General features: G+C 64.1%; 25 protein-coding genes and 1 tRNA gene. 7 read left to right on the top strand and 19 right to left on the bottom strand.

Going from position 1 to position 24,842, the window contains the following annotated elements:
* Positions 1 to 18: 18 nt before the first annotated feature.
* Positions 19 to 1,053, bottom strand: a complete 1,035-nt coding sequence (locus tag UNPA324_RS03780; RefSeq protein WP_141933543.1) for a cysteine synthase A — start codon at positions 1,051 to 1,053, stop codon at positions 19 to 21.
* 724 nt (positions 1,054 to 1,777) lie between these two features.
* Between UNPA324_RS03780 and UNPA324_RS03785 the strand changes: the two genes are divergently transcribed.
* From UNPA324_RS03785 to UNPA324_RS03815, 7 genes are all read left to right on the top strand, one after another.
* On the top strand, positions 1,778 to 3,262 hold the full coding sequence (locus UNPA324_RS03785) for an efflux transporter outer membrane subunit (protein ID WP_141933545.1): 1,485 nt from the start codon (positions 1,778 to 1,780) through the stop codon (positions 3,260 to 3,262).
* On the top strand, positions 3,252 to 4,670 hold the full coding sequence (locus UNPA324_RS03790; RefSeq protein ID WP_141933547.1) for an efflux RND transporter periplasmic adaptor subunit: 1,419 nt from the start codon (positions 3,252 to 3,254) through the stop codon (positions 4,668 to 4,670). Before UNPA324_RS03785 ends, UNPA324_RS03790 begins: the two co-directional genes overlap by 11 nt.
* A gap of 37 nt (positions 4,671 to 4,707) precedes the next feature.
* Positions 4,708 to 7,857, top strand: coding sequence for an efflux RND transporter permease subunit (locus tag UNPA324_RS03795; RefSeq protein ID WP_141933549.1), 3,150 nt, complete (start codon positions 4,708 to 4,710; stop codon positions 7,855 to 7,857).
* Positions 7,857 to 10,961, top strand: coding sequence for an efflux RND transporter permease subunit (locus UNPA324_RS03800; protein ID WP_141933551.1), 3,105 nt, complete (start codon positions 7,857 to 7,859; stop codon positions 10,959 to 10,961). Before UNPA324_RS03795 ends, UNPA324_RS03800 begins: the two co-directional genes overlap by 1 nt.
* Positions 10,962 to 10,998: 37 nt before the next feature.
* Positions 10,999 to 11,730: a tRNA-uridine aminocarboxypropyltransferase gene (locus UNPA324_RS03805; protein ID WP_141933553.1), complete on the top strand. Its 732-nt coding sequence runs from the start codon at positions 10,999 to 11,001 to the stop codon at positions 11,728 to 11,730.
* Positions 11,731 to 11,871: 141 nt separating this feature from the next.
* Positions 11,872 to 11,945 (top strand) — tRNA-Cys (locus tag UNPA324_RS03810).
* Between the two features lie 216 nt (positions 11,946 to 12,161).
* Positions 12,162 to 13,691, top strand: coding sequence for an AAA family ATPase (locus tag UNPA324_RS03815; RefSeq protein ID WP_141933555.1), 1,530 nt, complete (start codon positions 12,162 to 12,164; stop codon positions 13,689 to 13,691).
* A gap of 9 nt (positions 13,692 to 13,700) precedes the next feature.
* Here the strand turns inward: UNPA324_RS03815 and UNPA324_RS03820 are convergent, their stop codons facing one another.
* The 18 genes from UNPA324_RS03820 to UNPA324_RS03895 all read right to left on the bottom strand — a co-directional run bounded on the left by UNPA324_RS03820 (position 13,701) and on the right by UNPA324_RS03895 (position 24,770).
* The gene (locus UNPA324_RS03820; RefSeq protein WP_141933557.1) at positions 13,701 to 14,033 is read right to left on the bottom strand and encodes a hypothetical protein; all 333 of its coding nucleotides are present in this window, start codon (positions 14,031 to 14,033) and stop codon (positions 13,701 to 13,703) included.
* A gap of 78 nt (positions 14,034 to 14,111) precedes the next feature.
* The gene (locus UNPA324_RS03825; RefSeq protein ID WP_141933559.1) at positions 14,112 to 14,480 is read right to left on the bottom strand and encodes a hypothetical protein; all 369 of its coding nucleotides are present in this window, start codon (positions 14,478 to 14,480) and stop codon (positions 14,112 to 14,114) included.
* A gap of 246 nt (positions 14,481 to 14,726) precedes the next feature.
* A complete protein-coding gene (locus tag UNPA324_RS03830) occupies positions 14,727 to 15,149 on the bottom strand; it encodes an ASCH domain-containing protein (protein WP_141933561.1) in 423 nt (140 codons plus the stop codon).
* 207 nt (positions 15,150 to 15,356) lie between these two features.
* Positions 15,357 to 15,509 (bottom strand): hypothetical protein, encoded by a 153-nt coding sequence (locus UNPA324_RS34965; protein ID WP_181769280.1) that lies wholly within the window; start codon positions 15,507 to 15,509, stop codon positions 15,357 to 15,359.
* Positions 15,510 to 15,675: 166 nt separating this feature from the next.
* Positions 15,676 to 16,173: a hypothetical protein gene (locus UNPA324_RS03835; protein WP_141933562.1), complete on the bottom strand. Its 498-nt coding sequence runs from the start codon at positions 16,171 to 16,173 to the stop codon at positions 15,676 to 15,678.
* 36 nt (positions 16,174 to 16,209) lie between these two features.
* On the bottom strand, positions 16,210 to 16,509 hold the full coding sequence (locus tag UNPA324_RS03840) for a hypothetical protein (protein WP_141933565.1): 300 nt from the start codon (positions 16,507 to 16,509) through the stop codon (positions 16,210 to 16,212).
* The gene (locus tag UNPA324_RS03845; protein WP_141933567.1) at positions 16,506 to 18,539 is read right to left on the bottom strand and encodes a hypothetical protein; all 2,034 of its coding nucleotides are present in this window, start codon (positions 18,537 to 18,539) and stop codon (positions 16,506 to 16,508) included. The genes UNPA324_RS03840 and UNPA324_RS03845 overlap by 4 nt, the downstream gene beginning before the upstream one ends.
* Positions 18,536 to 18,847 (bottom strand): hypothetical protein, encoded by a 312-nt coding sequence (locus UNPA324_RS03850; protein WP_141933569.1) that lies wholly within the window; start codon positions 18,845 to 18,847, stop codon positions 18,536 to 18,538. Before UNPA324_RS03850 ends, UNPA324_RS03845 begins: the two co-directional genes overlap by 4 nt.
* Positions 18,848 to 18,956: 109 nt before the next feature.
* Entirely contained in the window at positions 18,957 to 20,087 is a 1,131-nt protein-coding gene (locus tag UNPA324_RS03855; RefSeq protein ID WP_141933571.1) for a S49 family peptidase, read from the bottom strand.
* A 10-nt stretch (positions 20,088 to 20,097) separates the two neighbouring features.
* Positions 20,098 to 21,003, bottom strand: coding sequence for a hypothetical protein (locus tag UNPA324_RS03860; RefSeq protein WP_141933572.1), 906 nt, complete (start codon positions 21,001 to 21,003; stop codon positions 20,098 to 20,100).
* Between the two features lie 13 nt (positions 21,004 to 21,016).
* Positions 21,017 to 21,433, bottom strand: coding sequence for a hypothetical protein (locus tag UNPA324_RS03865; protein ID WP_141933574.1), 417 nt, complete (start codon positions 21,431 to 21,433; stop codon positions 21,017 to 21,019).
* Positions 21,426 to 21,734, bottom strand: a complete 309-nt coding sequence (locus UNPA324_RS03870; RefSeq protein WP_141933576.1) for a hypothetical protein — start codon at positions 21,732 to 21,734, stop codon at positions 21,426 to 21,428. Before UNPA324_RS03870 ends, UNPA324_RS03865 begins: the two co-directional genes overlap by 8 nt.
* 759 nt (positions 21,735 to 22,493) lie before the next feature.
* Positions 22,494 to 23,234 carry a hypothetical protein gene (locus UNPA324_RS03875; protein ID WP_210246755.1) on the bottom strand — a complete coding sequence of 247 codons (741 nt, stop codon included), beginning with the start codon at positions 23,232 to 23,234 and terminating at the stop codon, positions 22,494 to 22,496.
* Positions 23,231 to 23,569 carry a DUF6074 family protein gene (locus UNPA324_RS36120; protein ID WP_502705445.1) on the bottom strand — a complete coding sequence of 113 codons (339 nt, stop codon included), beginning with the start codon at positions 23,567 to 23,569 and terminating at the stop codon, positions 23,231 to 23,233. Before UNPA324_RS36120 ends, UNPA324_RS03875 begins: the two co-directional genes overlap by 4 nt.
* Complete coding sequence (locus UNPA324_RS36125; protein WP_502705446.1) at positions 23,566 to 23,838, bottom strand: DUF6074 family protein; 273 nt, start codon at positions 23,836 to 23,838, stop codon at positions 23,566 to 23,568. The genes UNPA324_RS36120 and UNPA324_RS36125 overlap by 4 nt, the downstream gene beginning before the upstream one ends.
* On the bottom strand, positions 23,822 to 24,067 hold the full coding sequence (locus UNPA324_RS03885) for a helix-turn-helix domain-containing protein (protein WP_141933582.1): 246 nt from the start codon (positions 24,065 to 24,067) through the stop codon (positions 23,822 to 23,824). The genes UNPA324_RS36125 and UNPA324_RS03885 overlap by 17 nt, the downstream gene beginning before the upstream one ends.
* 137 nt (positions 24,068 to 24,204) lie before the next feature.
* Positions 24,205 to 24,510: a hypothetical protein gene (locus tag UNPA324_RS03890; RefSeq protein ID WP_141933584.1), complete on the bottom strand. Its 306-nt coding sequence runs from the start codon at positions 24,508 to 24,510 to the stop codon at positions 24,205 to 24,207.
* Positions 24,510 to 24,770, bottom strand: coding sequence for a helix-turn-helix transcriptional regulator (locus UNPA324_RS03895; protein ID WP_141933586.1), 261 nt, complete (start codon positions 24,768 to 24,770; stop codon positions 24,510 to 24,512). The genes UNPA324_RS03890 and UNPA324_RS03895 overlap by 1 nt, the downstream gene beginning before the upstream one ends.
* Positions 24,771 to 24,842: the final 72 nt, after the last annotated feature.

The raw sequence follows: 24,842 nt of genomic DNA on the forward strand, positions 1-24,842 counted from the left end.
CCCGGGGCTCCGTGACGATCACACGAACGGCGGCTTGATGTTGCTGCGCTTCTCCAGCCACTCCGGCACCGGCAGGTTCTTCGCGCGCATGAAGTCCGCGTTGAACAGCTTCGACTGATAGCGGCTGCCGGAATCGCACAGCACGGTGACGATCGTCTTGCCGGGCCCGAGCTGTTTGGCAAGGCGCATCGCGCCCACGATGTTGATGCCGGTCGAGCCGCCGAGGCACAGGCCTTCGTGCTGGAGCAATTCGTAGATCGCAGTGACGGCTTCGGCATCGGGAATGAGGTAGGCGTCGTCGACCTTCGCGGTCTCGACGATCGCGGTCGCGCGGTTGAGGCCGATGCCTTCGGTGATCGAGCCGCCGGGCGTCGCCTTGGCATCGCCGGTCCTGAAATATTCGTACATGCCGGCGCCGTGCGGATCGGCGCAGGCGATTCGCACGTTCTCGTTCTTCTCCTTCAGATAACGGCTGATGCCGGCGAGCGTGCCGCCGCTGCCGACCGAGCAGACGAAGCCGTCGACCCTGCCGCCCGTCTGCTCCCAGATCTCGGGTCCGGTGGATTCGTAGTGCGCCTTGGCGTTGTCGAGGTTGTTCCACTGGTCTGCGAACAGCACGCCGTTCGGCTCGGTCTTGCGCAGCTCATCGGCAAGCCGCCGGCCGACGTGTTGATAGTTGTTTGGGTTGGCATAGGGCAGGGCCGGCACCTCGATCAGCTCGGCGCCGCACAGCTTCAGAAAGTCCTTCTTCTCCTGGCTCTGCGTTTCCGGGATCACGATCAGGGTTCGGTAGCCGCGTGCGCTGGCGACGACGGCGAGGCCGATGCCGGTGTTGCCGGCGGTCGCTTCCACCACGAGACCGCCGGGCTTGAGCTCGCCGCGCTTCTCGGCCTCCAGGATCATCCATTTGCCGGCGCGGTCCTTGACCGACTGGCCGGGGTTCATGAACTCGGCCTTACCGAGAATAGTGCAGCCGGTCAGTTCCGAGGCGCGCTTCAGCTTGATCAGCGGGGTGTTGCCGATCGCTTCGACAACGTCGTTTCGAATGCTCATGTCAGGTAAATCGCCACCAAGAGGATTGATCTGGTTGGCCAGAACCTAGTGCTTGGGGGGACAAAGGGGAAGGCTTTTGCGCTGCGGCGAAACCGTCTGAAACTCCTGTCCGAACAGCGATATTCTCCAACCGTGCGACCGCCGATGATGCGCGCGGCCACGCGGCCGGAGATCGGTAGGAGGAAATGACTGAGGTCCGCCAGAGCACGAAACGATAACGCCCATGGTGAGTGGTCTTGCGACCAATTTTTGCCACGGGCGAGCGGATCGCGGTCGAGGAGCGTGGACAGAGTGGGGGAAGGGTGAGGAAAAATCGGCATGAGGAAAGAGCTTCGCTTGCGGCAATTGACGGTGTTGTGAAGTGACCAGTGGGCGCGACTGAGCTGAAGCGGTGAGGGGTGCTCGGATTGAAGGGCTCAACGGACGGTGTGGCAGCAATATCACATGAAATCTTGGTAAGCTTGATCCCATTTCCAGTTGTTTCGCCATGAGAGAAGTGGCTGCAAGACAGGCACATTTCACAGTTTTGGCAGTTCGTGCCGGGCTCGTCGGCGTGGTCATCTCGCAACTGCCGGACTGTCCCGCCGTTCCGCGTCCGGCTAGTATGGATCTCAGGTTCCGCAGAAAGCATCACCCCTGTGAGCGAGTTGTCCAAAGCCCCCCGATTGTCCCGCCGCGAATCGGTTAATCCGGTCCCGCGGCGGCTCGATCTGCCCGGCGGGGGGTGGATGTGACACAGGATGTTCCGGCGATCGCCATGCGGCGGTACGAAGGGTCTGCATCCCGGACGCGGCGCGCGGCGCGCTGGGTTGCGGTGGTGTGCCTCGCCGCTGGGTCCGGTGCTTGCGTGCTGACTCAGGATCTCCCCGATCCCGCCCTCGACGTTCCCACGCAGTACAAATACGCCGGCAAGGGCGATGCGCCGCCGTCATTGGATTGGTGGCGTGGCTTCCGCTCGGCGGAGCTGACGCAGCTGATGGAAGAGGCGCAGACCGTCAACCTGGATATCGCCGCAGCCGTTTCACGCATCGTCCAGGCCGACGCCCAGGCGCGGCAGGCGGGCGCGGCGCTGCTGCCGAGCGTGTCGACGGGCGGATCGGAAACCTATTCGCGCACGTCGGGCGCAAGCTCCTCGGGCCTGTCCATTGGCGGCCGCGAAGTCGTCAACTATTCGGCCTCGCTCAGCGCGAGCTATCAGCTCGACTTCTGGGGCCAGAACCGCGATGCGCTGCAAACGGCCGAGGAGACCGCCAACGCCAATCGCTTCGATCGCGATACCGTCGCGCTGACGACGCTCGCAGCCGTCGCCAATGCCTATTTCCAGGTGCTGGCCTCGCAGGACCGGATCAGGACCTCACAGCGCAACATCGCGAGCGCGCAGCGCATCCTTGATGCGGTCAGGGAGCGGCGCAAGGCCGGCACCGGCACGGATCTCGATGTCGCCCAGCAGGAGAGCGTGCTCGCCAACCAGAAGGCCCTGGTGCCGCCGCTGCGCCAGACGCTGGACCAGAACGTCAACGCGCTCGCCGTGCTGGTCTCGCGCCCGCCCGAGAGCGTGCGCGTGCTCGGCAGCTCCCTGGACCGGGTCGCGATCCCGCGCGTGACGCCCGGCCTGCCGTCGGAGCTCCTGACGCAGCGGCCCGACATCCGCCGCCAGGAGGCGCAGCTTGCGTCTGCGACCGCCAACATCGGTAATGCTCGTGCCCAGTTCTTTCCGACCATCCAGCTCACAGGCAATGGCGGCTATCAGAGCTCGGCACTGGTCTCGCTGTTCCAGCCGCATGCGGCTTTCTTCCAGCTCGTCGGCAGCGCCACTCAGCCGATCTTCGACGGCGGCAAGATCCTCGGCAATTTCGAATTCGCCAAGGCAAGGCAGGACGAGCTGCTCCAGACCTACCGCAAGACCATCGTGCAGGCCTTTGCCGACGTCGATAACGCGCTGTTCTCGATCAAGCAGACCACGATCAAGCTGCAATTGCAGCGCGACGTGGTCGTCGCCTCGCGCCGTGCCTTCGATCTCTCCGAGCAGCAATTGCGCGCCGGCACCGCCGACATCGTGACCGTGCTCAACACTCAACTCACCCTGTTCCAGGCGGAAGACGCGCTGTCGCAGGCGCAACTGGCCCGCTTGCTCGCCATCGTCAGCCTGTATCAGGCGCTCGGCGGCGGCTGGGAGCCGCGAATGGAGAAACCGGTCAATGCTCTTTAAGCCGGATAGCAAGCAAGGCGTAGAGGAGGGAACGGCGAAAAGGTCGCGTGGCCGCGGCTTCGTCATGACCCTGATCACGCTCGCGATCCTCGGCGGCCTGTTCTATCTCGGCTGGAACGCCACGCATCAACAGCAGGCCAACAACCGCAACAACCAGCGGCTCGATCTGCCGGTGCCCGTGCTGGCGGCGAGCCCGCGAGTGCTGGACGTTCCGGTCTATCTCGACGGCGTCGGCGCGATCCGCGCGCTCAACACCGTAACCGTGCGCTCCCAGGTCGACGGCAAGCTGATCGCAGTCAACTTCACCGAGGGACAGGACGTCAAGAAGGGCGACGTGCTCGGCGAGATCGATCCGGCGATCTACCAGGCGCAGTACGACCAAGCAGTCGCCAAGAAGGCGCAGGACCAGGCCCAACTTGCCAACCAGCGCATCGACTTGACGCGCTACGAGCAGCTCGCCGCCTCCAATGCAGGCTCCAAGCAGCAGGCCGACACCCAGCGCGCGCTGGTGGCGCAGACCGAGGCGCTGGTCAAGGCCGATCAGGCCGCGATCGACAATGCGGCGGCGACGCTGAGCTACACCAAGATCGTGGCCCCGATCTCGGGCCGTGCCGGCCTGCGCCAGGTCGACCAGGGCAACATCATCCATGCCTCCGACACCACGGGTCTCGTGGTGATCACGCAATTGCAGCCGATCGCGGTGTGGTTCAGCCTGCCGCAGCAACAGATCATGCGCGTCAATGCGGCCGCGGCGAAGGGCACGCTCGCGGTCGACGTGTTCGGCAATGACGGCATCACGGTGATCGACACCGGCAAGCTGACCGGCATCGACAATCAGGTCGACCAGACCACCGGCACGCTCAAGCTCAAGGCGGCATTTCCCAACGCCAATTACCAGCTCTGGCCGGGCCAGTTCGTCAATGTCCGTCTCAAGGTCGAGACGCTGGTGCAGGCGCTGGTGATACCGACGTCGGCCGTGCAGCGCGGCCCGATCGGGACCTTCAGCTATGTCATCGGCGAGGACAACGTCGTCTCGGCCAAGCCCGTAGTGGTGACACAGCAGAACGAGCATGACGCCGTGATCGCCAGCGGCCTATCGGCGAGCGACAGGGTCGTCACCACGGGCTTCGCCAATCTGGCCGACGGCTCCAAGGTGATCGTCGGCCGCGACGACCAGACCCCGTCGGCCGATCTCGCTCCGCGCAAGCGCTCGCGCGGGCCGGACGCCCAGAAGAAGGATGGCGCCAAGGAAAGTCAGAAGGACGGTCCGAAGGACGGACAGGGCAAGGGCGGCGAATTCCGCGCCAAGCGCAACAGCAGCGAAGGCGACCAGAAGGGGCAGACCGGGCCGGCTCCTGGACCTGCACCTGGGCGGGGAGCATCGGGACCTGGAGCCAAGCAGCCATGATCCCGACAACAGCCGCTTGAAGCGGCAGGCAGATCCCATGGGTGTCTCCGAACCCTTCATCCGCCGGCCGATCGCGACCTCGCTGCTCGGCATCGCGCTTCTGATCGGCGGGCTGCTAGGCTATTTCGCGCTGCCGGTCTCGGCGCTGCCGCAGGTCGATTTCCCGACCGTGCAGGTGACGACGCAGCTTCCCGGCGCGAGCCCCGACGTGATCGCCTCGCTGATCACGGCGCCGCTGGAGCGGCAGCTCGGGCAGATCCCGTCGCTGTCGGCAATGAACTCGACGAGTTCGTTCGGCGTCAGCCAGATCTCGCTCCAGTTCGATCTCAATCGCGACATCGATGGCGCGACCCAGGACGTGCAGGCCGCGATCAACGCCGCGGCGGGCGTCTTGCCGAAGACCCTGCCTTATCCGCCGACCTACGCCAAGGTGAACCCGGCCGACGCGCCCGTCATGACGCTGGCGCTGCGCTCGGACACGACCTCGCTGCGGGTCATGAGCGACATTGCGGACACCATTCTGGCGCAGCGGCTGAGCCAGATTTCCGGCGTCGGACGGGTCTCGGTGCTCGGCGGGCTGAAACCGGCCGTGCGCATCCAGGCCGATCTGGCGCGGCTCGCCGCCTACGGCATCGCCATGGAAGATTTGCGCACCGCAATCGCCAACGCCAACGTCTCCGGGCCGAAGGGCTCGCTCGACGGCGCGCAGCAATCCTACATCATCGCGGCCAACGACCAGATCGCCGCGGCCGAAGCCTACAAGCCCGTCATCATCGCCTATCGCAACGGCTCGCCGGTCACCATTGCCGACGTCGCGCAGATCGTCGATGGCCTCGAGAACGACCGCACCGGCGGCTGGTACCAGGGCACGCCGGCCGTCATCATCGACATCCAGCGCCAGCCCGGCGCCAACGTGATCGAGGTCGTCAAGCAGATCCGGGCGGAAATCCCCAAAGTGCAGCGCGCGATCCCGGCCGGGGTGAACCTCACCATCGTGTCCGATCGCACCGTCACCATCCGCGCCTCGGTGCGCGATGTGCAGTTCACGCTGGTCCTTGCCGTCGTGCTGGTGACCCTGGTGGTGCTGCTGTTCCTGCGTTCGCTGCGCGCAACCTTGATCGCGGGCGTCGCGCTGCCGCTGTCGCTGATCACGAGCTTCGGCATCATGTATTTCGCCGGGTTCAGCCTCGACAATCTGTCGCTGATGGCGCTGACGATCGGCACCGGCTTCGTCGTCGACGACGCCATCGTCATGATCGAGAACATCGTGCGCCACATGGAGAACGGCGACGGCGCGATGGAGGCTTCGCTGAAGGGCGCCAGCGAAATCGGCTTCACCGTGATCTCGCTGACGGTGTCGCTGATCGCGGTCTTCATCCCGCTGCTGTTCATGTCGGGCCTCGTCGGACGCATGTTCCGCGAATTCGCACTGACCTTGACGATCGCGGTCGTGACCTCGGCCGTGGTCTCGCTGACGCTGACGCCGATGATGTGCTCACGCCTGCTCAAGCACGCCCATGAGGAACTGGCGGTGTCGGGATTGGCCGCGATCAGCCGCTTCATCGACCGCACCGTCGAGGCCTATCATCGGACGCTGCTCTGGGTGCTGGAACACCAGCGCGCCACGCTGGTCGTGACCTTCGCCACGCTGATCGCGACCCTGGTCCTCTATGTCGTCGCGCCAAAGGGCTTCCTGCCGCTGCAGGACACCGCCTCGATCACGGCCGTGACGGAGGCCGGACCCGACGTGTCGTTCGCGGAGATGCAGAAGCGGCAGTCCGAAGCTTCCGACGCCATCAAGGCGGATCCCGACGTGGTCGGCGTGGTCTCGGTGATCGGGGCGGGTTCGGTCAATCCGACCACCAATGTCGGCCGGCTCGTCATGAGCTTGAGGCCGCGCGGCGAGCGGCGCGACGATGTCGCGGCCGTCATAACCCGGCTGAAGCAGAGGGTCGCGGGCATCCCGGGCATGACCGTCTATTTCCAGCCGGTGCAGGACGTGCAGATCTCGACCCAGTCGAGCCGCTCGCAATACCAGTACACCCTGACCGGCACCGATGCGACGTTGGTGTCGGAATGGGCGCGCAAGCTGGTGACGGAGATGCGGCGCGATCCCTTGTTCCGCGACGTCTCCTCCGAAGCGCAGGAGGGCGGATTGCGGGCGCGGCTCGACGTCGACCGCACCCGCGCGGGCCAGCTCGGCGTCAGCCTCCAGGCCGTCACCGACACGCTCAACGACGCGTTCGCGCAGCGGCAGATCTCGACCATCTACGGCCAGGCCAACCAGTACCGCGTGGTGCTGGAAGCGCTGCCGATGTATCAGCGCGATCCCTCGATCCTGTCAAAACTCTATCTGCCGGGCGGTGCGAGCGCCACCGCCGGCGCGCCCAACGCCCAGGTGCCGCTGTCGGCGGTGGCGACGCTGAAACGCACCACCGCGCCGCTCGCGATCTCGCATCAGGCGCAATTCCCGTCGGTATCGCTCAGCTTCAACCTCGCGCCGGGCGCCGCGCTCGGCGATGCCGTCGAAGCCGTGAAAACCATCGAGACCCGGATCGGCATGCCGGGCAGCATCGTCGGCGTCTATGCTGGCGATGCGGCCGAATTCGCCAAGGCGCTCGCCGGCCAGCCCTGGTTGCTGCTCGCCGCCGTGATCACGATCTACATCGTGTTGGGGGTGCTCTACGAGAGCTATATCCACCCGATCACGATCCTGTCGACGCTGCCCTCGGCGGGCGTCGGCGCGATCCTGGCGCTGCTGCTGTGCGGGCAGGACCTGTCGGTCATCGGCCTGATCGGCATCATTCTCCTGATGGGCATCGTCAAGAAGAACGCGATCATGATGATCGACTTCGCGCTCGAGGCGGAGCGCGGGCAGGGCATGTCGCCGAACGAGGCGATCGTGCAAGCCTGCTTGTTGCGCTTCCGCCCGATCATGATGACGACGCTGGCGGCCCTGTTCGGCGCGCTGCCGCTGGCGATCGAGAGTGGCACCGGCGCCGAGTTGCGCTTTCCGCTCGGCATCTCCATCATCGGCGGACTGCTGCTCAGCCAGTTGCTGACGCTCTACACGACGCCCGTGATCTACCTCGCGCTCGACCGCATCAACCGCCGCCTCGAGCAGGCGCTGCCGCCGGCTGAATCCGGCGGCCCGCCGGTCGCGGGCGCGACCGAGGGGATGCAGTGATGGCATCGATCTCGGAGCCCTTCATCCGCCGCCCGGTCGCGACCACGCTGCTGTCGATCGGGTTGTTCCTGCTGGGTGCGGTCGCCTACGAGTTCCTTCCCGTCGCCTCGGTCCCGAACGTCGACTTCCCCGCCATCTTCGTCTCGGCCAATCGGCCGGGCGCCGACCCGGCCGTGATGGCCGCAACGGTGGCCTCACCATTGGAGCGGCGGCTGGGTGAGATCGCCGGCATCAACCAGATCACCTCGACCTCGACGCTCGGCAACACCAGCATTCAGCTCCAGTTCGACATCGGCCGCAGCATCGATAAGGCCGCCCGCGACGTGCAGGCGGCGATCAACGCCGCGATGGTCGACCTGCCGAGCGACCTGCCGACGCTGCCGCGCTTCCGCAAGGCCAACACGGCTGGCGCGCCCGTCTTCGTGCTGGCTCTGACCTCGAAGACGCTGTCAGCCAGCGCAATTTACGACGTCGCCGATACGGTCCTGGCGCAGCGCATCTCGCAGGTTCCGGGTGTCGGCAACGTGGCGATTAGCGGCGCTGATCAACCGGCGGTCCGCGTCCAGCTCAATCCGGTGGCACTTTCGAACGCAGGCATTGCCACCGACGACGTCCGCACCGCGATCATCAGCGCCAATCCGCTCGGTCCCGTCGGCATCTTCAACGGCGAACGCCAGAGCGAGACGCTGGCGCTCAACCGGCAGATGCGCACCGCCAAGGAATTCCGCGACATCGTCATCAAGAGCGTCAATGGCAATTTCGTGCGGCTGTCCGACGTCGCCGACATCGAGGATTCCGTCCGCAACGCGCGCTCGATCGCATGGTTCAACAAGCAGCCGGCCGTGCTGATCCAGATCACCAAGCAGGGCGATGCCAACGTCATCGACACCGTCGACAGGGTGAAGGCGCTGATCCCCGAGCTCAGGCAATGGATTCCGGCCGGCGTGGAGATTTCCACCCTGGTGGACCGCACCGGCACGATCCGCGCCAGCGTGCTCGACATGCAATGGACCTTGCTGGCGACCGCGATCCTGGTCATGGTCGTGGTGTTCGTATTCCTGCGGCGGCTGACGCCGACGATCGCGGCCGGCATCTCGGTGCCGCTGGCACTGGCCGGCACCTGCGCCGGCATGTGGGTCGCGGGCTTCTCGATCGACAATCTGTCGCTGATGGCGCTCGCGATCTCAGTCGGCTTTGTGGTCGACGACGCCATCGTCATGATCGAGAACATGTATCGCAATCTCGAGCACGGCATGCGGCCGTTCCGGGCGGCGCAGGAGGGCGCCAAGCAGATCGGCTTCACGGTGGTCTCGATCAGCCTGTCGCTGGTCGCGGCGTTCACGCCGCTGATCTTCATGGACGGCATCGTCGGCCGCCTGCTGCGCGAATTCTCGCTGACGCTGACCTTCGCCATCCTGGTCTCGACGCTGGTCTCGCTCACGGTCACGCCGATGATCTGCGCCCATTACATCCGCCACGCCACGTCCGGCACCGCGACACTGTTCGATCGCATCATCGAGGGCTCGCTGTCGCGCATCGTCGCCTTCTACGCTCGAACCTTGCGCACCGTGCTGGACTACCCGCTGGCGACGCTGCTGGTGTTCTTCGCCACCATCGGCCTCACCGTGACGCTCTACATCAAGGTCCCGAAGGGCTATTTTCCGACCGACGATTCCGGCTTCGTGATCGGAGCGACGCGCGCCTCGGCCGATATCTCGTTCCAGTCGATGCTCGGTCTGCAGCAGCGGCTCGCCGACATCGTGATGAAGGATCCGGCCGTGGCCGGTATTGGCTCGACCGTCGGCGCCGGAGGCGGACCGGGGGGAGCGACCTCGAACCGCGGCATCATGTACATCAGCCTGAAGCCGCCGGAGGAGCGCGACCACGTCTCGACGGAGGTCGTGATCGACCGTCTGAGGCGCGCGCTGTACCCCGTGGCCGGCATCCGCCTCTTCATGTTCGCCGCCCAGGACGTCCGTGCCGGCGGGCGGCAGAGCGATTCCGACTACCAGTACACGCTGACCAGCACCGACCTCAGTCTGCTGCAGAAGTGGGCGCCGATCGTAGCCAAGCGCATGGAGACCGTCGAAGGCATCACCGACATCTCCAGCGACCGCGACCCCGGCGGCCTTCAGCTCACGCTCGCGATCGATCGTCAAAAGGCCTCGGCGCTCGGCGTCAAGGTTCAGGACATCAACAACGCGCTGAACAACGCCTTCTCGCAGCGTCAAATCTCGATCATCTACACCCAGCGCAACCAATACATGACCGTGCTGGAGATCGATCCGAAATTCCAGGTCGATCCCTCCAACCTCGAACGCATCTATGTCGCGGGCGCGGGCGATGCGCAGGTGCCGCTGTCGGCCGTGGTGCATGCCACGCGCAGCCTCGCCGCGCTCGCGGTCTATCACTCGCAGTCGTTCCCCTCGACCACGGTGTCGTTCAACCTCGTGCCGAACGTGCAGCTTCAGGCGGCGACGCAGAACATCCAGCGCGCGGTCGAGGAACTGCACATGCCCGAAGGCATCCGCGGCAGCTTCGACGGCAATGCCGGCGACTTCGCCAAGACCAGCGGCCGCCAGCCGCTTCTGATCCTTGGTGCGCTGGTGGCGATGTATATCGTGTTAGGGGTGCTCTACGAGAGCCTCGCCCATCCGCTCACGATCATCTCGACGCTGCCCTCGGCAGGGCTCGGCGCACTGCTCGCCTTGCAGCTCACCAACACGCCGCTGACGGTGATCGCCTTCGTCGGCATCATCCTCTTGATCGGCATCGTCAAGAAGAACGGCATCATGATGGTGGATTTCGCGCTCGACGCCGAACGCCAGCGCGGCCTGTCGTCAGCGGAGGCGATCTTCGAGGCCTGCCAGGCGCGCTTCCGCCCGATCCTGATGACGACCATGGCGGCGCTGTTTGCCGGCATTCCGCTCGTGGTGGCGACCGGCCCCGGTACCGAGCTGCGCCGGCCGCTCGGCATCACCATCATCGGCGGCCTGTTCGTGTCGCAGATCCTGACGCTCTACACCACGCCCGTGATCTATCTGCTGATCGACCGCCTGCGGCGGCGGTCCGCGCCGCGCCCGCTGCCTGCGCCCGCGGAATGAGTTGTTGAGGCCCCGCTTCAAGCGTATAGCGGCGCTCATGTCGAACCCGCCTGATATCGCCGCCGCCGATCCGATCCCCGAGTGCCCGCATTGCCAGAAGCCGATGCCGCTGTGCATCTGCGACAGCGTCACGCCGATTGAAAATCGGCTGTCGCTTCTGATCCTGCAGCACCCGCAGGAGCAGGACAGGGCGCTCGGCACCGCGCGCCTGCTCGCGCGGCATTTCGCCGACGCCACGGTGCGGGTCGGCCTGTCCTGGCCGAGCCTGTCCAAGGCGCTGGGCCGGCCGGTCGAGAATGCCGCGCACTGGGCCGTGCTCTATCTCGGCTCGGCACGCGCCGCCGATCTCGACGCGGAAGGCGAGATCGTCGCGCTCAACCGCAAGGGCGAGGTTGCGGAGAATCAGCGCGCGATCCTCGGCAAGCTCGAAGGCGTGGTGCTGCTCGACGGTACCTGGAGCCAGGCCAAGGCGCTGTGGTGGCGCAATCCCTGGATGCTCAAGTGCCAGCGCGTGATCCTCAACCCTGCGCACCCCTCGCGCTATGGACGTCTGCGCAAGGAGCCGCGCCGCGACGGGCTCTCGACCATCGAAGCCGCGGCGACGATTCTCGCCGGCCTCGAGCGACGCCCCGACATCGCCGAGACGCTGCATGCGAGTTTTGAACGACTGCTGGCACGCTACCGCGAGGTCCAGGCCGAGATGCCGGAATTGGCGCCCAAGCCCGCCCCGAAGGGGCGGCGCGACTTCCGGCGGCGCAAACGAGCCTGACTTCGGCCCACATCATCGGTGGTGCCGGCAGGAAGAGGGCGGAGTGGCTGCGCAGGGCGCCAGCCGGGGTTGCCTCCGGTCAAAGCCGGATGAAGGCAGTTGCCTAAGCCATTGATCCCCTATATTGGTCCGCCCTTACGGGGCCACGTGGCGGAGTGGTTACGCAACGGTCTGCAAAACCGTGTACACCAGTTCAATTCTGGTCGTGGCCTCCATCAATGAGATCAATGGGTTAGTGCGAAATTCCTCCTAGCTTCGAGTGTGTACTTGCGACGCTTGGGGACCCAAGGGGGACCCGGGAGGCGGGGGAGCTTGAGTTCCGCTCGCAAGGTCCTTGGCGGCACGAATGGCGCTTAGCGCCGCCCTTTTGCGGGACTTTCTGGAGTTGCGCGTGATATCCCCGGACGGATCCGAACCGGTGGAGTTCCCGAATGCCAATCAGCAATGAGATGAAGCGTCTTAACGCCAAGTGGCTGACCAACACTGGTTGGCCGCGTCGGCTGGACTGGATTTCAATCGAAGGACTGCGCGGCTGGAGAAATCAGCGGTTCAATCTCAACTTTCCGATCATGGCCGTAGTCGGCGAGAACGGAGCGGGAAAAAGCACCATCCTGCAATGTGCCGCCTCGGTCTACCGCACGGCCGAACAACAGGTCCGATCGAGATACGCAACCAAGGCGGAGTACGCCTCCGACTTTTTCCCTGATACGGCTTGGGAGCAAATCAAGGACGCCGCGATCTCTTACTCGCTACGTGAAGGCGACGCCATATTTCAAAACAGTGTTCGGAAGCCCGGCGGGCGATGGCGCGGCAATCCTGATCGTCGCGAGCGCGCGATTGAGTATATTGACCTGAGCCGGATCGTGCCGGTCGGAGCGCGTCGTGGCTACGCTCGCATTGCAAAGCCGCAATACAAGGAAGCTTCGGCCGAGCCGTTTGACCAGTATCGACTAGCTCGCTTCAATCAAATCATGGGCCGTCAGTATGATCTGGCGAAGATGGCTGCCACCGATGCAGATCCCGATCGTGCGGTGTCTGTTCTGAGCGAGCACAGTGTTTCCTACTCGGGCTTTCATTCCGGCGCCGGCGAGACGACAGTCGCTGAATTTTTGCAGGCTGATTTGCCGAAGTATGGACTTATTCTGATCGACGAAATCGAGACGTCCCTCCATCCTCGCTCACAACGCCGGCTCATTCGAGATTTGGCTGAGCGGTGTCGCGAGCGAGAACTCCAGATCATTCTGACCACGCACTCACCCTACGTATTAGATGAGCTTCCTCTCCAAGCGAGGGCTCAAATTCTCAAGCGGTCCGACGGTCGCGAGATCGTATATGGTGTCAGTCCGGATTTCGCGATGTCGAAGATGGACGACCAACCACACTTCGAGTGTGACCTGTACGTCGAAGATCATAGAGCAGCAGTGATGCTGCAAGAGATACTGACCGCGCACGCACCTCAGCTAGTCCAGAGATGTCAAATCACATCGTACGGTGCATCTTCGGTAGGGCGTTCGCTCGGTATCATGGCAGCTCAGAAGCGATGGCCGCGACCCACAGTTGTTTTCTTGGATGCTGATGTTGAGCCTGCGCCGGGGTGCACAAACCTTCCTGGGGACAGTGCTCCTGAAATCGAAGTGTTCACGGCGATCTCGAAGATGGGGTGGAACGCTATAGCTGCTCGTACGGGACGCCCCTACGCTGACGTCGCTGACGCTTGCACTCAGGCAATGATTTTAGACGATCATCACGAGTGGGTCAGCTTCGCGGCGACAAAGCTGCTCCTCAGTGGTGATACGCTCTGGCAGGCGCTTTGTGCAGAATGGGCAGTTCATTGCTTACCACCACAAGAAGCCACGAAGATCAGGCTGCCTGTCGAAGATGCGCTCATCAACAAAGTCGCGATCGCGCCGGGAATATCGGTGCCTCACGCTCCGCCGACCACCGGCGCTCTGCCTGGGTAAAGAGCAAGCTCAGAACACGTTTGCGAGCCGGTCGAGCAGCTCTTCCCATTCGCCCGGCTCGTAGACGATCAGCTGGAAGTCGCCGGCCTTCGACCAACGAATGTCGAGCACCTTGCGACCGAGGTACCGGATCTCAATTCGCGAGAACTCATCAAGCCGCGTCGGTCTAAATGGCGTGAGGAGCGATCCGGACAAGCCGCTCCGCGCGAACTCCCGAAGCTGCTTCTGCTCGCCTTCGACGGTTATGTTGCCGATGAGGTCCTCGAACCTCAGCATGTCGTACGCCAGCCGCCCGAGCTCTTTGCCTCGCTTCAATCTTGTCTGGCGGTCGATCGCTCTCATCGTTAGGGCTCTCGTGGAGGAGGAGCGGCGGTTCGCACCGCCGCTCCATCGGCCTGATCTCCTTTTCGCGTGACGTCGTCAGTTAGAACCGTACTTGCGCTTGAGTTGTCCGTCGCCAGCTGGAACGACAAATTTCCAAGCGGACGGCAGATCGGCGCTGCGTTCCTCGAGCAAGATGAGCGCGTTGCGCAGCAGCCGCAGCACGCGCCGTTCAGCAGCTAAACGAATGTGCGGAGCATCGCTCCCGCGAGCGATTACATCAAGCTCCGACACCGCGCACGCAATCTGGAAGGTCGCGCCCGTGATGCTCTGAGGGGTGAGTTGATCGGCCGCGAGCACCATGTACCCGAGCTTCTGATAAGAGACGTCGCTTTCGCTGTCGAGCCACTGCTTCGCGACGAGGTCGTACCTCTGAGCAAGGGCAAGCACTGGGCAGTTCTGTTGCATGTCGTTCTCCTCTCGCGCTGATGCGCTGTTGATCGCGAGAGAAGCGTGACGGCGTCGCCTGTAGTTGCCAAGCGTAGAGTTGTGCGACGTGGATTTCTACGATCTGTAGTGAAATCGCAGCGACAGCCGAAAATCGCCTTTGATCCCAGTCGCGAGCGAGCACTCTACGAAATGTAGTCGGGCAACTACGCTTTGTGTTAGGCGATTTTTTTTCGGCGAGATCGCCCTTTCAGCGCGAAACGGTCGTCAAGCTGCTCGCTTGATCTGCTCGTCAATGAGCGCGAGCAGCTCGGCCGGCGCAGAGCGCAGCGATAGCGCGCCCTTCCATCGGACGAAGGGGAGCGGTCGGGGGTTGGCGAGGACGAACGCGAAGTGCTCGGGCGCGTACCAGCGGCTCGGATGCGGCCGGACGCAGTCGATGATGTCGACCATGCCGATAATGCCCCCGAGCTGCTGATCGCTGCTGAGACGCACGCCGAAGCGCCGCTCGATCTCCTCGGGCCGGACCGCGTCCGGACGCTTGCTCGCGTGGATCAGCACCGGACCGCGATAGGAGGTCGCCCAGGTCCTGTTCTCGACGTCTTTGAACGCGGTCGCGCCGGTCTGGACGTCGGTCCCGCCGCTGATGATGAGAGCCGCCCAGGGCTGGCGTATCGAGATTATCTTCATGCCCCGATCAGACTATCGGCTGACCCGGCAAAGCCAACGGCAAAGCCACCGTTCCAACAGCTAAACCAGCAACTTTGGAGCGTACCAGCCGGGCAAAACTCGCTCTGCTGGGGAGAGCCAGCAGCGTCGCAGACTAGGCGATACACCCTGCGCGACTGTAGTCGGTTCACCGTGTTCGAAGCTCTTCCTCTGTGATCTCATGCAGCTTCAAGCAAGCCCCTCCCGCCTTGCTATCTCGTCCTCTAGCTCTTTAATCAACTTGAGGAGTTCGGGACCGTCCATGTCCTCACGCGCGGCGCGCGCATAGCGCTCCACAATCGTCGGCTCAGTCGTTGAGAAATGCCTGGTCTCGTCTTTCATCGCCGTCTCCCGCTCCATCGAAGGCGGGAGCATTTCGGCTCTCAGTCACCGATCGAGGCCACGAACCGTGCGGTGATGCCGAACGTTAGCATGGCCCGAGTGACTTCGTCTTTGCGTTAGTTCAGCCCAGCTGCCCATAAAGGAGGCAGGTCTAGCATTTCCTCCCTTAGGGGGTGCTCATCCGCCTCGCCAGCGCCTCCAGCAGCGCCGCCTTCTTCGCCTCCATGAATGCTTCGTATCGAAGAGAGCTGTCCACCGCGCGGGCGGCTCTAAACGCTTGGTTCAGCTCCCGCAGCTCGCCCTTGGACTTCATCGCTGCGAGCCTCACATTCACCTCAGCGACTGCCGCGCGGGCCCGACCGATAGCCGTGGCGTGCGGCGTGATCCCCACGCCGCCCTCGTCGGCGAACTGCTCCAGCCGCTCAGCCATTGCCGCCTGGCTGGGCGGTCCGACGTGATCGTGGTCTTGTTTCCATAGCTGCAGACGGTAAGCGAGCACGAAGTTGGCCCCGCGCGGGCAGCAATAGGCGACGCGACCGTCCTCGAGCTGGAGACGCGCGGCATCCTCGGAGCCGATCAGCCCGTCGCGGTCGATCCAAACCGCGGCGACGCCGGCCGCCTTGAGGTAATATTCCGCGAGGAGATCGTCCCGATTTACGCCCATGCCCGGCAAGCACAGGCAATGATTTGGGCGTTGCTTTCAAGCCCGGTGGCGATCGGCCCGATGGTTGTTCGCAAGGCGCTCGATGTTGTCGAGCAGCCCGGCGAAGATCTCGTCCGCCACGAGGTCCGGCAGCTCGCCGGGTGCGCTGCCTGTTAGGCCGTCGAGGATCGACGCGCTGCCCGCCCGCAGGAGCCCCAGTATCCGGCGCTGGCTCTCCGGTGGCACGGTGCCCAGGATCAACCCGCAAAGCGCCACCAGTGTCGCATTGACGACGGGAGTGAGCCGCTCCAGTGCGGCTACGCGGTCCTCCAGCTCGGTCGGGGGCAGGGCGGTCATGGAAGGGGCATCCCGGTGTTGAAGCCAGTCGCCGGCGCGTTGGCGTCGGGACTGCTCTTGCCGGTCGAGCCGGCGCCGTTAGAGCTGACAGAGCCAAGCAGCTTGATACCCTGCTCCATCTTTGAGACCAGCGCCTTGAGGTAGTCGCCGGCCTCGACCTTGACGTTGATGTCGGCCTGACCTTCGAGCTTGCCCTCCACCGAAACCCGCTGCTCGGCACCTTCCAGCGTCTGCACCGGAGGAGCCTCGCCAAGGCCGGCAGGCCTTGCACGCGGCAGCGGTACGTTCGGGCCGATGTTGCCGTACTTGGACTGCCACTGTTTCAGCTCGGCTTCGGAATAGATCGGCGGCATCGAGGCGAACTGATCGTGTTGATAGAGCGCCTGTTCGAGGTTGAACATCCGTAGCCGACCCTTGCCTTCGTCGCCCAGGCCGTAATCGAGCATCTTCTGGGTGTCCGCAATGCGCGCCTTGATGCGGTCCCGATCCAGGTCGTTACTCGTCATCATGTTGCCGCCGGTGAGCAGCTTCTGAGCACCGCGGAGAATGCGTTGGTCATCTTCGGGCAGGAGACCGAGCCAATCACCGTTCTGGACCGCGGTCGCTCGCTTCGCGACCGCGTCGGTCAGTTCATTGAGCGTTTTTGTCGCCGTATCCATCACCGGCGCGAGTGCCGCGAAGTTGCGGAGCTGCGCTTGCAGGGCCTCAAAGGCGACGAACGGATCCTTACCCATCAGCGGGCCCGCTGCGCTCAGGCCCGGCGCGCGACCGTATTGCTCCGCCTTCGCCTGATACTGCTCCCGCTGAGTGATGAGCTTGCCGAACACGTCCTGAACGACGCGGTTGGAGAACAGCTTCGAGAGCGCCTCCGTGACCTTGACCTGATCGTTGACGTCAATGCCCTTCTTCTCAAGGGCGGGAATGATGCGCTCCCAGGCGTACTTGTCCGGGTCGCGCATAATCATGTCGGCGTCGAGGAAGCGACCTTGCCCGTCACGAAGCCCGAACGCCTGCTGAGCCGCCTTAGACGCCTTCGTGGCGCGCCCGCCGACGTTCTGCGAGAGCGAGGATGACAGCGCGGTACCGAGCTGCGGATCGCCCAGGTCGCGAGCAAGGCCAGGTGCGGTGGTCATGAGGAAGCGGTTCGAGAGAACGCCGCCGGCGGCGCGGGATTGCCGCGCCATCGCCAGCGCGCCGCCGAGGTCCATGTCCTCGCCTTCCACGCCGAGCGCCTTGATATAGCCGTCGAACAGCGAACGGACTTCCTTCGGGTCCACGTTCTTGCCGAGCACGTCGAGTGCAGCGAAGAACTTTCGCCCTTCCTCGATCGCCTTGTCCTTGCCCTTGAGGGACTGGAGGACGGTGGTGCCTTCGGCGATGGTGTCGGCCAGCTCGATCGCCTTGTCCGTGGAGCGCGTGCTCATGGCGGTGTCGCGCAGGCGCTCGTGCATGGTGGCAGCATCGACGGACCTGTATCGCGTCGAGGCACTCTGCGCCGCAGCTGCGAGGCGGTCGCTCTCGCTCGACGAGACCCCGGCCAGATAATCGCGGGCGCTCTCACGCTGAGCGATAGCTGCCGCCGAGAAGCCGGCGCGACCGATGTTACCAGCGGCGTAAGCGGCGCCGCCGACACCGCTTGCGAGCAGCGCGAAGCGACCAGCCCGCTTGAAAAACCTCTGGTGCGCCTTGTCGGTTTCATCGACCGCTGCCTTGACGTTGCGCCAGTGGTCGACGGTCTTGCCCTTCCACTCGTCGATCGCGCGAAAATAATTGCTGGCGCGGATTGGACCAGCCTTGAGCGTGTCGTGGAAGCGGTCGAACTCCTTGCGAACGCCGGCAAGTTCCTTCTCGCTGAGCTTGAGCCGCTCCAGCTCCTTGTAAAGATCGCCGGTGAACTTCGGCGCCTTGACGTTCTCCAGCGCCTTGCCCGCCTTCTCGACGCCCTTGAACTTCTTGGCGATCTGGTCGAGCACCGCGCCGGTCTTGTCGACGGCGGAAATTACAGCCTTCGCCTCGATGATCTTGCTCATTGTGCGTCCCTGTTGTTGTCGACGACGTGAATGGTCCTGCGCAAGCTCGCATGGTGAGCTTGCGCGATCGGATACCCGTCCAAGAACTGTGCGACGCTCTCAGCCGTTTCCTCAGGATCAAGCGCCCGAAGGATCGCGAGCCTCTCTAAGCCCGGGCGCGGAGTGACCTCGCTCAGAATGGAATGAAGCCTTTTTCGCTCAAGCTCGGCGCCGGCTCTGATTGCTCGTTCAACTGCGCCTTCAAGCGACCGATCACGATCGTCGAGCACCGCCTGGATCACCTTGGCGCGCATTTCAGCGAACGTCATGGTTCGAAACCTCCACAGAATTGAGCCGCCGCCGGGCAAAGCCAAGAAACTCCCCGGCGGCGGTGTCGACGACCACCCCGACTGCTGAAGGGTGCGTCGAAAACTTGGTTCATGGACCTCTCGTCCTCCGCGCCAGGTCATCAACGACCGACGCCCAACTGTCGCTGATGGCTTTTTGCCGAGCACGCTCGGCAGCTTCGGCTACGGCCTTCTGAGCCGCGGCAGCATGGGCGGCCGCGAGCGCAGCTTCAAACGGTGAGAGCTGCGGAGGTGCCGACTTCTGTGCGGCGGGCTGGACGCCGTGCAGACCATGTTCAGCGGCCGGCTTGGGCGCAGCCGCACGGACGTGCGCCAGCGCTTCCTCCATGCCGCCGATCTGATCAGCCAGCCCCGCGTCGATGGCTGCCTTCCCGATGAAGGTTGCGGCCTCGGTGCCTCGAATGGCGGCCGGCGTGAGCGACGGCCGGTTCAACGCGACGGTCTCCACGAACATCTCGTAAAACTTATCGACCTCTGCCTGGAGGTTCTTCTGAACACCCTCGGGCAGCGGCTGAAAGGGGTTTGCGTCGATTTTTCGAGCACCGGCGTGGATCAGCGTCGGTCGCACTCCAGCTTTGTCCAGCCGCGCGCTGTGGTCGAAGTGCGCGAGAACGACGCCGATTGAGCCCGCGACGCCGGACGGCGTGATGATTACCTTCGTGGCGGCAGAGGCGAGCGCGTACGCCGCGCTCGCCGCCATATCGTTGACGACGGCGACGACCGGCTTCGACGCGCGCAGCTCGCGAACCACCGCGGCGATCTCGAAAGCGCCGGAGGCCTGTCCGCCGGCGCTGTCGACGTCGAGGATCACGGACTTCACGTCCTCGTCCGCCGCCGCTTCGCGGAATTGACGCCGTAGGCCTTCATACGACGTGAGCCCGGAGTACGGACCCACCCACGCGCCACGGTTCACAAGCGTGCCGTGCACAGGGATCACCGCCGTTCCGGCCTCGATGGGATAGAGCTTGTCGCCCGAATTCGGGGAGCGGGGACGCGCTGGTCCGCGCATCGCGGCCCGCGCGCCTACCGGAAGCCTGTCGATCCGGACGTTGGCGCGTTCGATCTCGGCCGGGTCGAATGCGATGCCGGTGCGATCGGCGAGTACGTCGATCATCACGGCGATGCGGTCGGCGTCGACCAGGAGTGGCCGGTTGAACAGTTGCGATTTCAGATGCTCGAAGGTGATGCCGGTGCTGCTCATGTCCAGCTCCTCAATCCAGAGCCGGTGCAGGCATGGAGCTGGAGAGCCGCAATACTGCTCGCGGGTCGGTGTCCGCCGGTGGCATCAGTCCCGCCAACTCGCTGAACGTGACCACCTCACGCTCGGCCGCCAAGATGTCCGCGTCGATGATCGCGAGCTTGTCGGCTCTTTCCTGCGTCGAGAGGGCGATCTCGTCCTCGCCCATGATGTCTATCTCGCGGTCGATCGCTGCCTGCATCTGCTCCGGAAAGAGCCATGCGAGAGTGCCGATGACGTCGATCGTCACGAAGTCGAGCGATCCGCTGCCGAGCTTTTCAAGCACCCTGGTGGGAAAGATGGGGCCTTCGAGGTGTTCGAGCGCGCCCGATACGTCAGGCCGCGCCGCCTGCGCCCGAGCTGCAAGGTACTCGCCCGCCTTCCGCTTTGCGTCCGCTGTTGGATATGGCGCGATTTCGACCTCGCGCCGATCCATCTTGAGACCGCGCACGCGGCGCGCTGCGCGGTCGAGGCCCGCGAGCGTCTTCTCGCCGGCGCGCAACTGGGGCTCGTCGCCCTCGTAGAGCATGATGCGACCGGCGTTCGCCCGCGCATAGCTCAAGCACCTGTCCATGAGCTGCTTCGCTGAGGTCCAAAGAGGACCGAGCTTTTCGATGCGATCGATCAGCTTCGAGAGATCAGCTCGGCTATGCTGGATCTTGTTCCTGAGCTGGCTGATCTGCTGAGCGTTTGCGCCGCTCGACCCTTCGAGTTGCTGGACGACGGCCTCGTCCTTCTCGATTACGGCACGCAGGTCGCGCATTTCCGCAGATATGGATCGCAGAGCCGCATTTTGATTGGCCGCGGCATCCATGATGCCCTGCAGCTTCTCGGCTACTGCATACGGAACGCCTGCCGGCAAGTTGATGGTGTCGATCACATCTTCCTCCAAATCAATGAGGCAGACGGTGATCCTTCCGGTTGGTCAGTTCAACCTGACCAAGAATTTTCCTGATCGTCTCGGCACTTAACGAGCCGGGGCTCTCGACCTGCAGCGCCCACAACCAGGAACGGATGGTTCCGGCGTACTTGACCGGACAACTATCCAAGGACATCAGCCGATCGCGCGGCCAAGCGTCGGCGGCGTAGCGCCGCCACGCTGTGGCGATCTCCTGCGCGGCATCGTACGGACTGCGATCAGGAAAGAACTCCGCCCAGCAACCGATCAACAGCGCGTTGCGTATACGCTTCGCCCTTGATGCGGGATGGCCCGGCGGCGGTCTACCGGAGATGAGCGCCACCAATGTGCGTCGGTCCTCCTCGGATAGACCTGAGACCATGGCGAGGACGGCTGCGAGCTGATCAGACATCGAGCCGACCGATCCGCATCGGCGTCTGGCAGGACCAGGCGTACAGCCGCCGGCCGCGACGATGGCCGACGATGGTCGCGTTACCGTTCCTCAGCATTCTGCGGAGCGCTTTGCGAACGGTCGCGACCTGTACCGGCGAGCAGCGCGCTGGGCGCATCCGGTCGATACGGCCGCTGTAGGCATGGCCGGCGAGTTCCATAGCGGACGCGGCGTCGAGCTGCTTAAGGACTTCGAGCAGCCGGCGGCGCAATGCGAAGGGCCGGTGGGCGAACCCCGAATAAAGCGATCGCGCTGTCGTCATCCTGCTGGCGCTCCAAAACTCAAATAAAAGCCGGGTGAAATTTCATAGGTAGGAGAGAAGGGCCCGTCAGCGTCGCATGGCGGCGGCCCGGTGAAAGATACTTGACGATTTTCCCGCGATGCCGGGGTCGCAGTCGCGCTGCCGAGCTCGCTGGCGGCTCCCCGCCGCTCGATGGACGAAAAGAGCGGCTGAGAAATTGGACGCACCAGCACCGGGCGCAGGAGGGGCGCTGGCATTGATGCGAGCGGCGCTGGTGGCTCGACCGCCGGACCGCTGTCCCGCAGCTCGCGGCGCCGCCGAGCGGGCCAGCGCGTCCCGCGTGCTCACGCGCGCGCATACTCTCTCTCGTCTTGGCGTGCTGGTGGTGATGGTGGGCGGTGTTGCGGCGAGGGTCCTGTTCACGACCGCCGGTGCCAGGCGGGCGTCGCGTCAGCGATCGTCCCGCCCTTGTGGACGACGGTGCATAAGCCAGTTCTGTGCTCGGAAGCGGCCGGACGCGCTGGAGCGCGCCGGCCTCGCTGATCTGGTTAGAGGGCCGGCGGCGATCAGCCGACCGGCCCAGAGCGCAAGCACCATGATCGGTACCGCCCGGCAGTCCGCTATCAGTTATATAAGAATACTGCGGACGCACTTTTCCTATCGATAGGATTTTCGCGTCCGCAGTCTGAAATCCAGACTGCGGACAACTTTTTCCTATCGTGATCCTATCGATAGGATTTTGTGTCCGCAGTCTGGGAGGGCGGGCAGTTGGAACCGCACTCATCGGCGGCTCCGTCTAATCTCGGCAACCTGAAATTTCGGTCCAGGGACGACCCTCTTTTCCAGCCGACCTTGGGCGAGGCCGAGGTTCACGGCATCATGAACTGCGGCCGCTAAATGCTTCTTCCCGGGTTTGCCAGCGAAGTGAGTGGGGCTTTGTCGCTTGGCCTCAGCACCAGCGGTCTTGATGCTCACCCAGTCGGCCGGAAGGATCCTCACAATGGCCTCAAGCCGCTGAGCGACACGGCTCACCTTGGCCTTCGGGTATAATCGAGCTTCCTCCCGCTTTTTTTGTCTCCCGGCCGTGTTGCAGGCGGTCCTCCTGGCCTTCATGACGTCGTCGGTCATGCCGGCGGCGCGGAAGGTTAGAATGCGAGCCCGTCTGCGTTCTGCCTCGGTGACGTCCAAGTCGTTGCCCAATGCTTCGGCGGACCAGAGACGTTGATCGCGGAAAGCTGCCTCGATGGCGCTCTCGCGCTCGGAAGGCGTCATCCAGCGACAGTACAGGCTGAGGAAGTTCTCGGCTCGACGTCGTCCCTCGCTCCCGCTCAATGCGAGGGCATCCAGCATCCGATCCCGCAGGCGTAGGCCCGCTTCATCGGCGTGGATTTCGCGCCCGTATCGTATCGACATCAGGCGAAGGAGTTCCCGAGGTCGAAACCGAGCGACGTGATGGTCTGTTCGATGTGGAAGGGCGCGATCCTCCGCGACAGGGACGTGGCGGGCGGTGGCAGTGCTCATTGGTCACCACCTTGCAGGAGAACCCGACGCCAGAGCTCGGCGCGCACCGCGCCCTCGAAGCGACGAACCTCGCGTTCCGCTGCCGTCTGGTCGACACCGAGTTCATCAAGGGTTCGCCGGAGTGCCTTCAAATTTCGCTGAACGTGTTGCTCGCCTCGTTCGGCATCGAGGGTGAGCACAAAGTCAACGTGCCGCTCCACGTGCTCGGCGCCGCGAAAGCGGCCTGAAAGCGGGAGGACCTGCGCCTTCCACAGAGCGATCTCGACGTGAAGTCGAGGCGATGGTGGTGCTGGAGAGGGTCGGTAGCTTGCCGCGATGGCGCTAAACCGCTTCATGCGACACCCGCGTCAAGTTGAAGCTCTTGCCATCGCAGCCAAGCAGCCCGCGCCAACGAATGACACTCGTGGTCTATGTCTGCGTCGCCGACGCCGATGCTTTCGAGTTTGCCGGCAACGACCTCGAGGACGAAGGCGAGTTCGTCCTCGGCGGCGTCGATCGAGCCTTTGGTCGCCATTTGCTGCGCGATGCGCTCGACCATTCCTACATTGCGGGATCGGGGAAACACGACTAGGCGCATCGTCCTCTCCTTAAAAACATTCGTCATCTTCGGGCACGCGCTCAGCCGCGCGCGCTTTCGGCGCGCGGCTTGCTCCGAGCTGCTCAACCCAGCGAAGCGCCTCGGCGAGCTGGTGCTCCATCTGGAAGAGCTCGTCGTAAGTCATGCCGCCGGCCATCTCGCCGTGCTGGTGCTGTTCGCAAAAGCTGTGAAGGTCGCGCACGAGGCGGATCAACGTGCCGGCGCGTGCATAAGGGGAGGGAGAGCGTTCACTCATCTCGGATCCTCGATCTGGTGGAGGGATGCGCCCGCAGGCACCGGGGCTTGGGTCTGCGGGCGCTGTGCCGCCGGCGTCCATCCGGCCGGCGGCGGCTGCGCCGGCGCGGGAAACTGCCACCCGCGCGGCTGCAAGGGTCAACGGGGTAGTAATGGTTTCCCGAGCCAGGCGAGGTTTCGGTTGATGATCGTGAGATTGTCGTCGCCGCGCTCGAAGGCGACGAGGTAATTTGAGAACTTGTCACTGACCCCGATGCGAAACATGATTTCCCCGTCAGCGTGACGATGACCGGGGCTCTCCCGCTTGATCTGATCGAACGTCGATGCAGGGAGGCCCACGGTCACGGCTGCGACGTGTGAAGGGGTACCACCGTCCTTCTGGATCATCCTTGCGATCGCCTTCGCGATCCGCACGGCGCGGTCATAGGTGGGGGTCTCAGTCATCAGCGCACCTCCGCCTGGGGGCGGACGATCTGCGTGGCGAGCCACGCCGAGATCGCCGAGCGGCGATAGAAGATGCTGCGACCGATCTTGAGGTACTCGGGACCTCGACCATCGCACCGCCAATGAGCCAGCGTGTCAGGCTTCTGCCGCACCAACCTGGCCGCCTCAGTGGGATCGACCAACTCGTCGGGATCGACGCTCTTGACAACGGTGTCAGGACCGGCTCGGCGGCCTGTGACGTTCGCTTGGATTGTACTCATTTGCCTCCACCTGAACTTCGCTTCGTTCGGATGGATTGAGTGATAGTTGTTGTCGGCAACCCTGTGAGGATG

It is taken from the genome of Bradyrhizobium sp. UNPA324, from assembly GCF_006658635.1.
In the GTDB taxonomy this organism is placed as follows: Bacteria; Pseudomonadota; Alphaproteobacteria; order Rhizobiales; family Xanthobacteraceae; genus Bradyrhizobium; species Bradyrhizobium nanningense.

Bases quoted from the DNA above. Each gene is read 5' to 3' on its own strand.
- UNPA324_RS03780 (WP_141933543.1), bottom strand. From the start codon at position 1,053: ATGAGCATTCGAAACGACGTTGTCGAAGCGATCGGCAACACCCCGCTG.
- UNPA324_RS03790 (WP_141933547.1), top strand. From the start codon at position 3,252: ATGCTCTTTAAGCCGGATAGCAAGCAAGGCGTAGAGGAGGGAACGGCG.
- UNPA324_RS03795 (WP_141933549.1), top strand. From the start codon at position 4,708: ATGGGTGTCTCCGAACCCTTCATCCGCCGGCCGATCGCGACCTCGCTG.
- UNPA324_RS03800 (WP_141933551.1), top strand. From the start codon at position 7,857: ATGGCATCGATCTCGGAGCCCTTCATCCGCCGCCCGGTCGCGACCACG.
- UNPA324_RS03805 (WP_141933553.1), top strand. From the start codon at position 10,999: ATGTCGAACCCGCCTGATATCGCCGCCGCCGATCCGATCCCCGAGTGC.
- UNPA324_RS03815 (WP_141933555.1), top strand. From the start codon at position 12,162: ATGCCAATCAGCAATGAGATGAAGCGTCTTAACGCCAAGTGGCTGACC.
- UNPA324_RS03820 (WP_141933557.1), bottom strand. From the start codon at position 14,033: ATGAGAGCGATCGACCGCCAGACAAGATTGAAGCGAGGCAAAGAGCTC.
- UNPA324_RS03825 (WP_141933559.1), bottom strand. From the start codon at position 14,480: ATGCAACAGAACTGCCCAGTGCTTGCCCTTGCTCAGAGGTACGACCTC.
- UNPA324_RS03830 (WP_141933561.1), bottom strand. From the start codon at position 15,149: ATGAAGATAATCTCGATACGCCAGCCCTGGGCGGCTCTCATCATCAGC.
- UNPA324_RS34965 (WP_181769280.1), bottom strand. From the start codon at position 15,509: ATGAAAGACGAGACCAGGCATTTCTCAACGACTGAGCCGACGATTGTG.
- UNPA324_RS03835 (WP_141933562.1), bottom strand. From the start codon at position 16,173: ATGGGCGTAAATCGGGACGATCTCCTCGCGGAATATTACCTCAAGGCG.
- UNPA324_RS03840 (WP_141933565.1), bottom strand. From the start codon at position 16,509: ATGACCGCCCTGCCCCCGACCGAGCTGGAGGACCGCGTAGCCGCACTG.
- UNPA324_RS03845 (WP_141933567.1), bottom strand. From the start codon at position 18,539: ATGAGCAAGATCATCGAGGCGAAGGCTGTAATTTCCGCCGTCGACAAG.
- UNPA324_RS03850 (WP_141933569.1), bottom strand. From the start codon at position 18,847: ATGACGTTCGCTGAAATGCGCGCCAAGGTGATCCAGGCGGTGCTCGAC.
- UNPA324_RS03855 (WP_141933571.1), bottom strand. From the start codon at position 20,087: ATGAGCAGCACCGGCATCACCTTCGAGCATCTGAAATCGCAACTGTTC.
- UNPA324_RS03865 (WP_141933574.1), bottom strand. From the start codon at position 21,433: ATGTCTGATCAGCTCGCAGCCGTCCTCGCCATGGTCTCAGGTCTATCC.
- UNPA324_RS03870 (WP_141933576.1), bottom strand. From the start codon at position 21,734: ATGACGACAGCGCGATCGCTTTATTCGGGGTTCGCCCACCGGCCCTTC.
- UNPA324_RS03875 (WP_210246755.1), bottom strand. From the start codon at position 23,234: ATGAGCACTGCCACCGCCCGCCACGTCCCTGTCGCGGAGGATCGCGCC.
- UNPA324_RS36120 (WP_502705445.1), bottom strand. From the start codon at position 23,569: ATGAAGCGGTTTAGCGCCATCGCGGCAAGCTACCGACCCTCTCCAGCA.
- UNPA324_RS36125 (WP_502705446.1), bottom strand. From the start codon at position 23,838: ATGACGAATGTTTTTAAGGAGAGGACGATGCGCCTAGTCGTGTTTCCC.
- UNPA324_RS03885 (WP_141933582.1), bottom strand. From the start codon at position 24,067: ATGAGTGAACGCTCTCCCTCCCCTTATGCACGCGCCGGCACGTTGATC.
- UNPA324_RS03890 (WP_141933584.1), bottom strand. From the start codon at position 24,510: ATGACTGAGACCCCCACCTATGACCGCGCCGTGCGGATCGCGAAGGCG.
- UNPA324_RS03895 (WP_141933586.1), bottom strand. From the start codon at position 24,770: ATGAGTACAATCCAAGCGAACGTCACAGGCCGCCGAGCCGGTCCTGAC.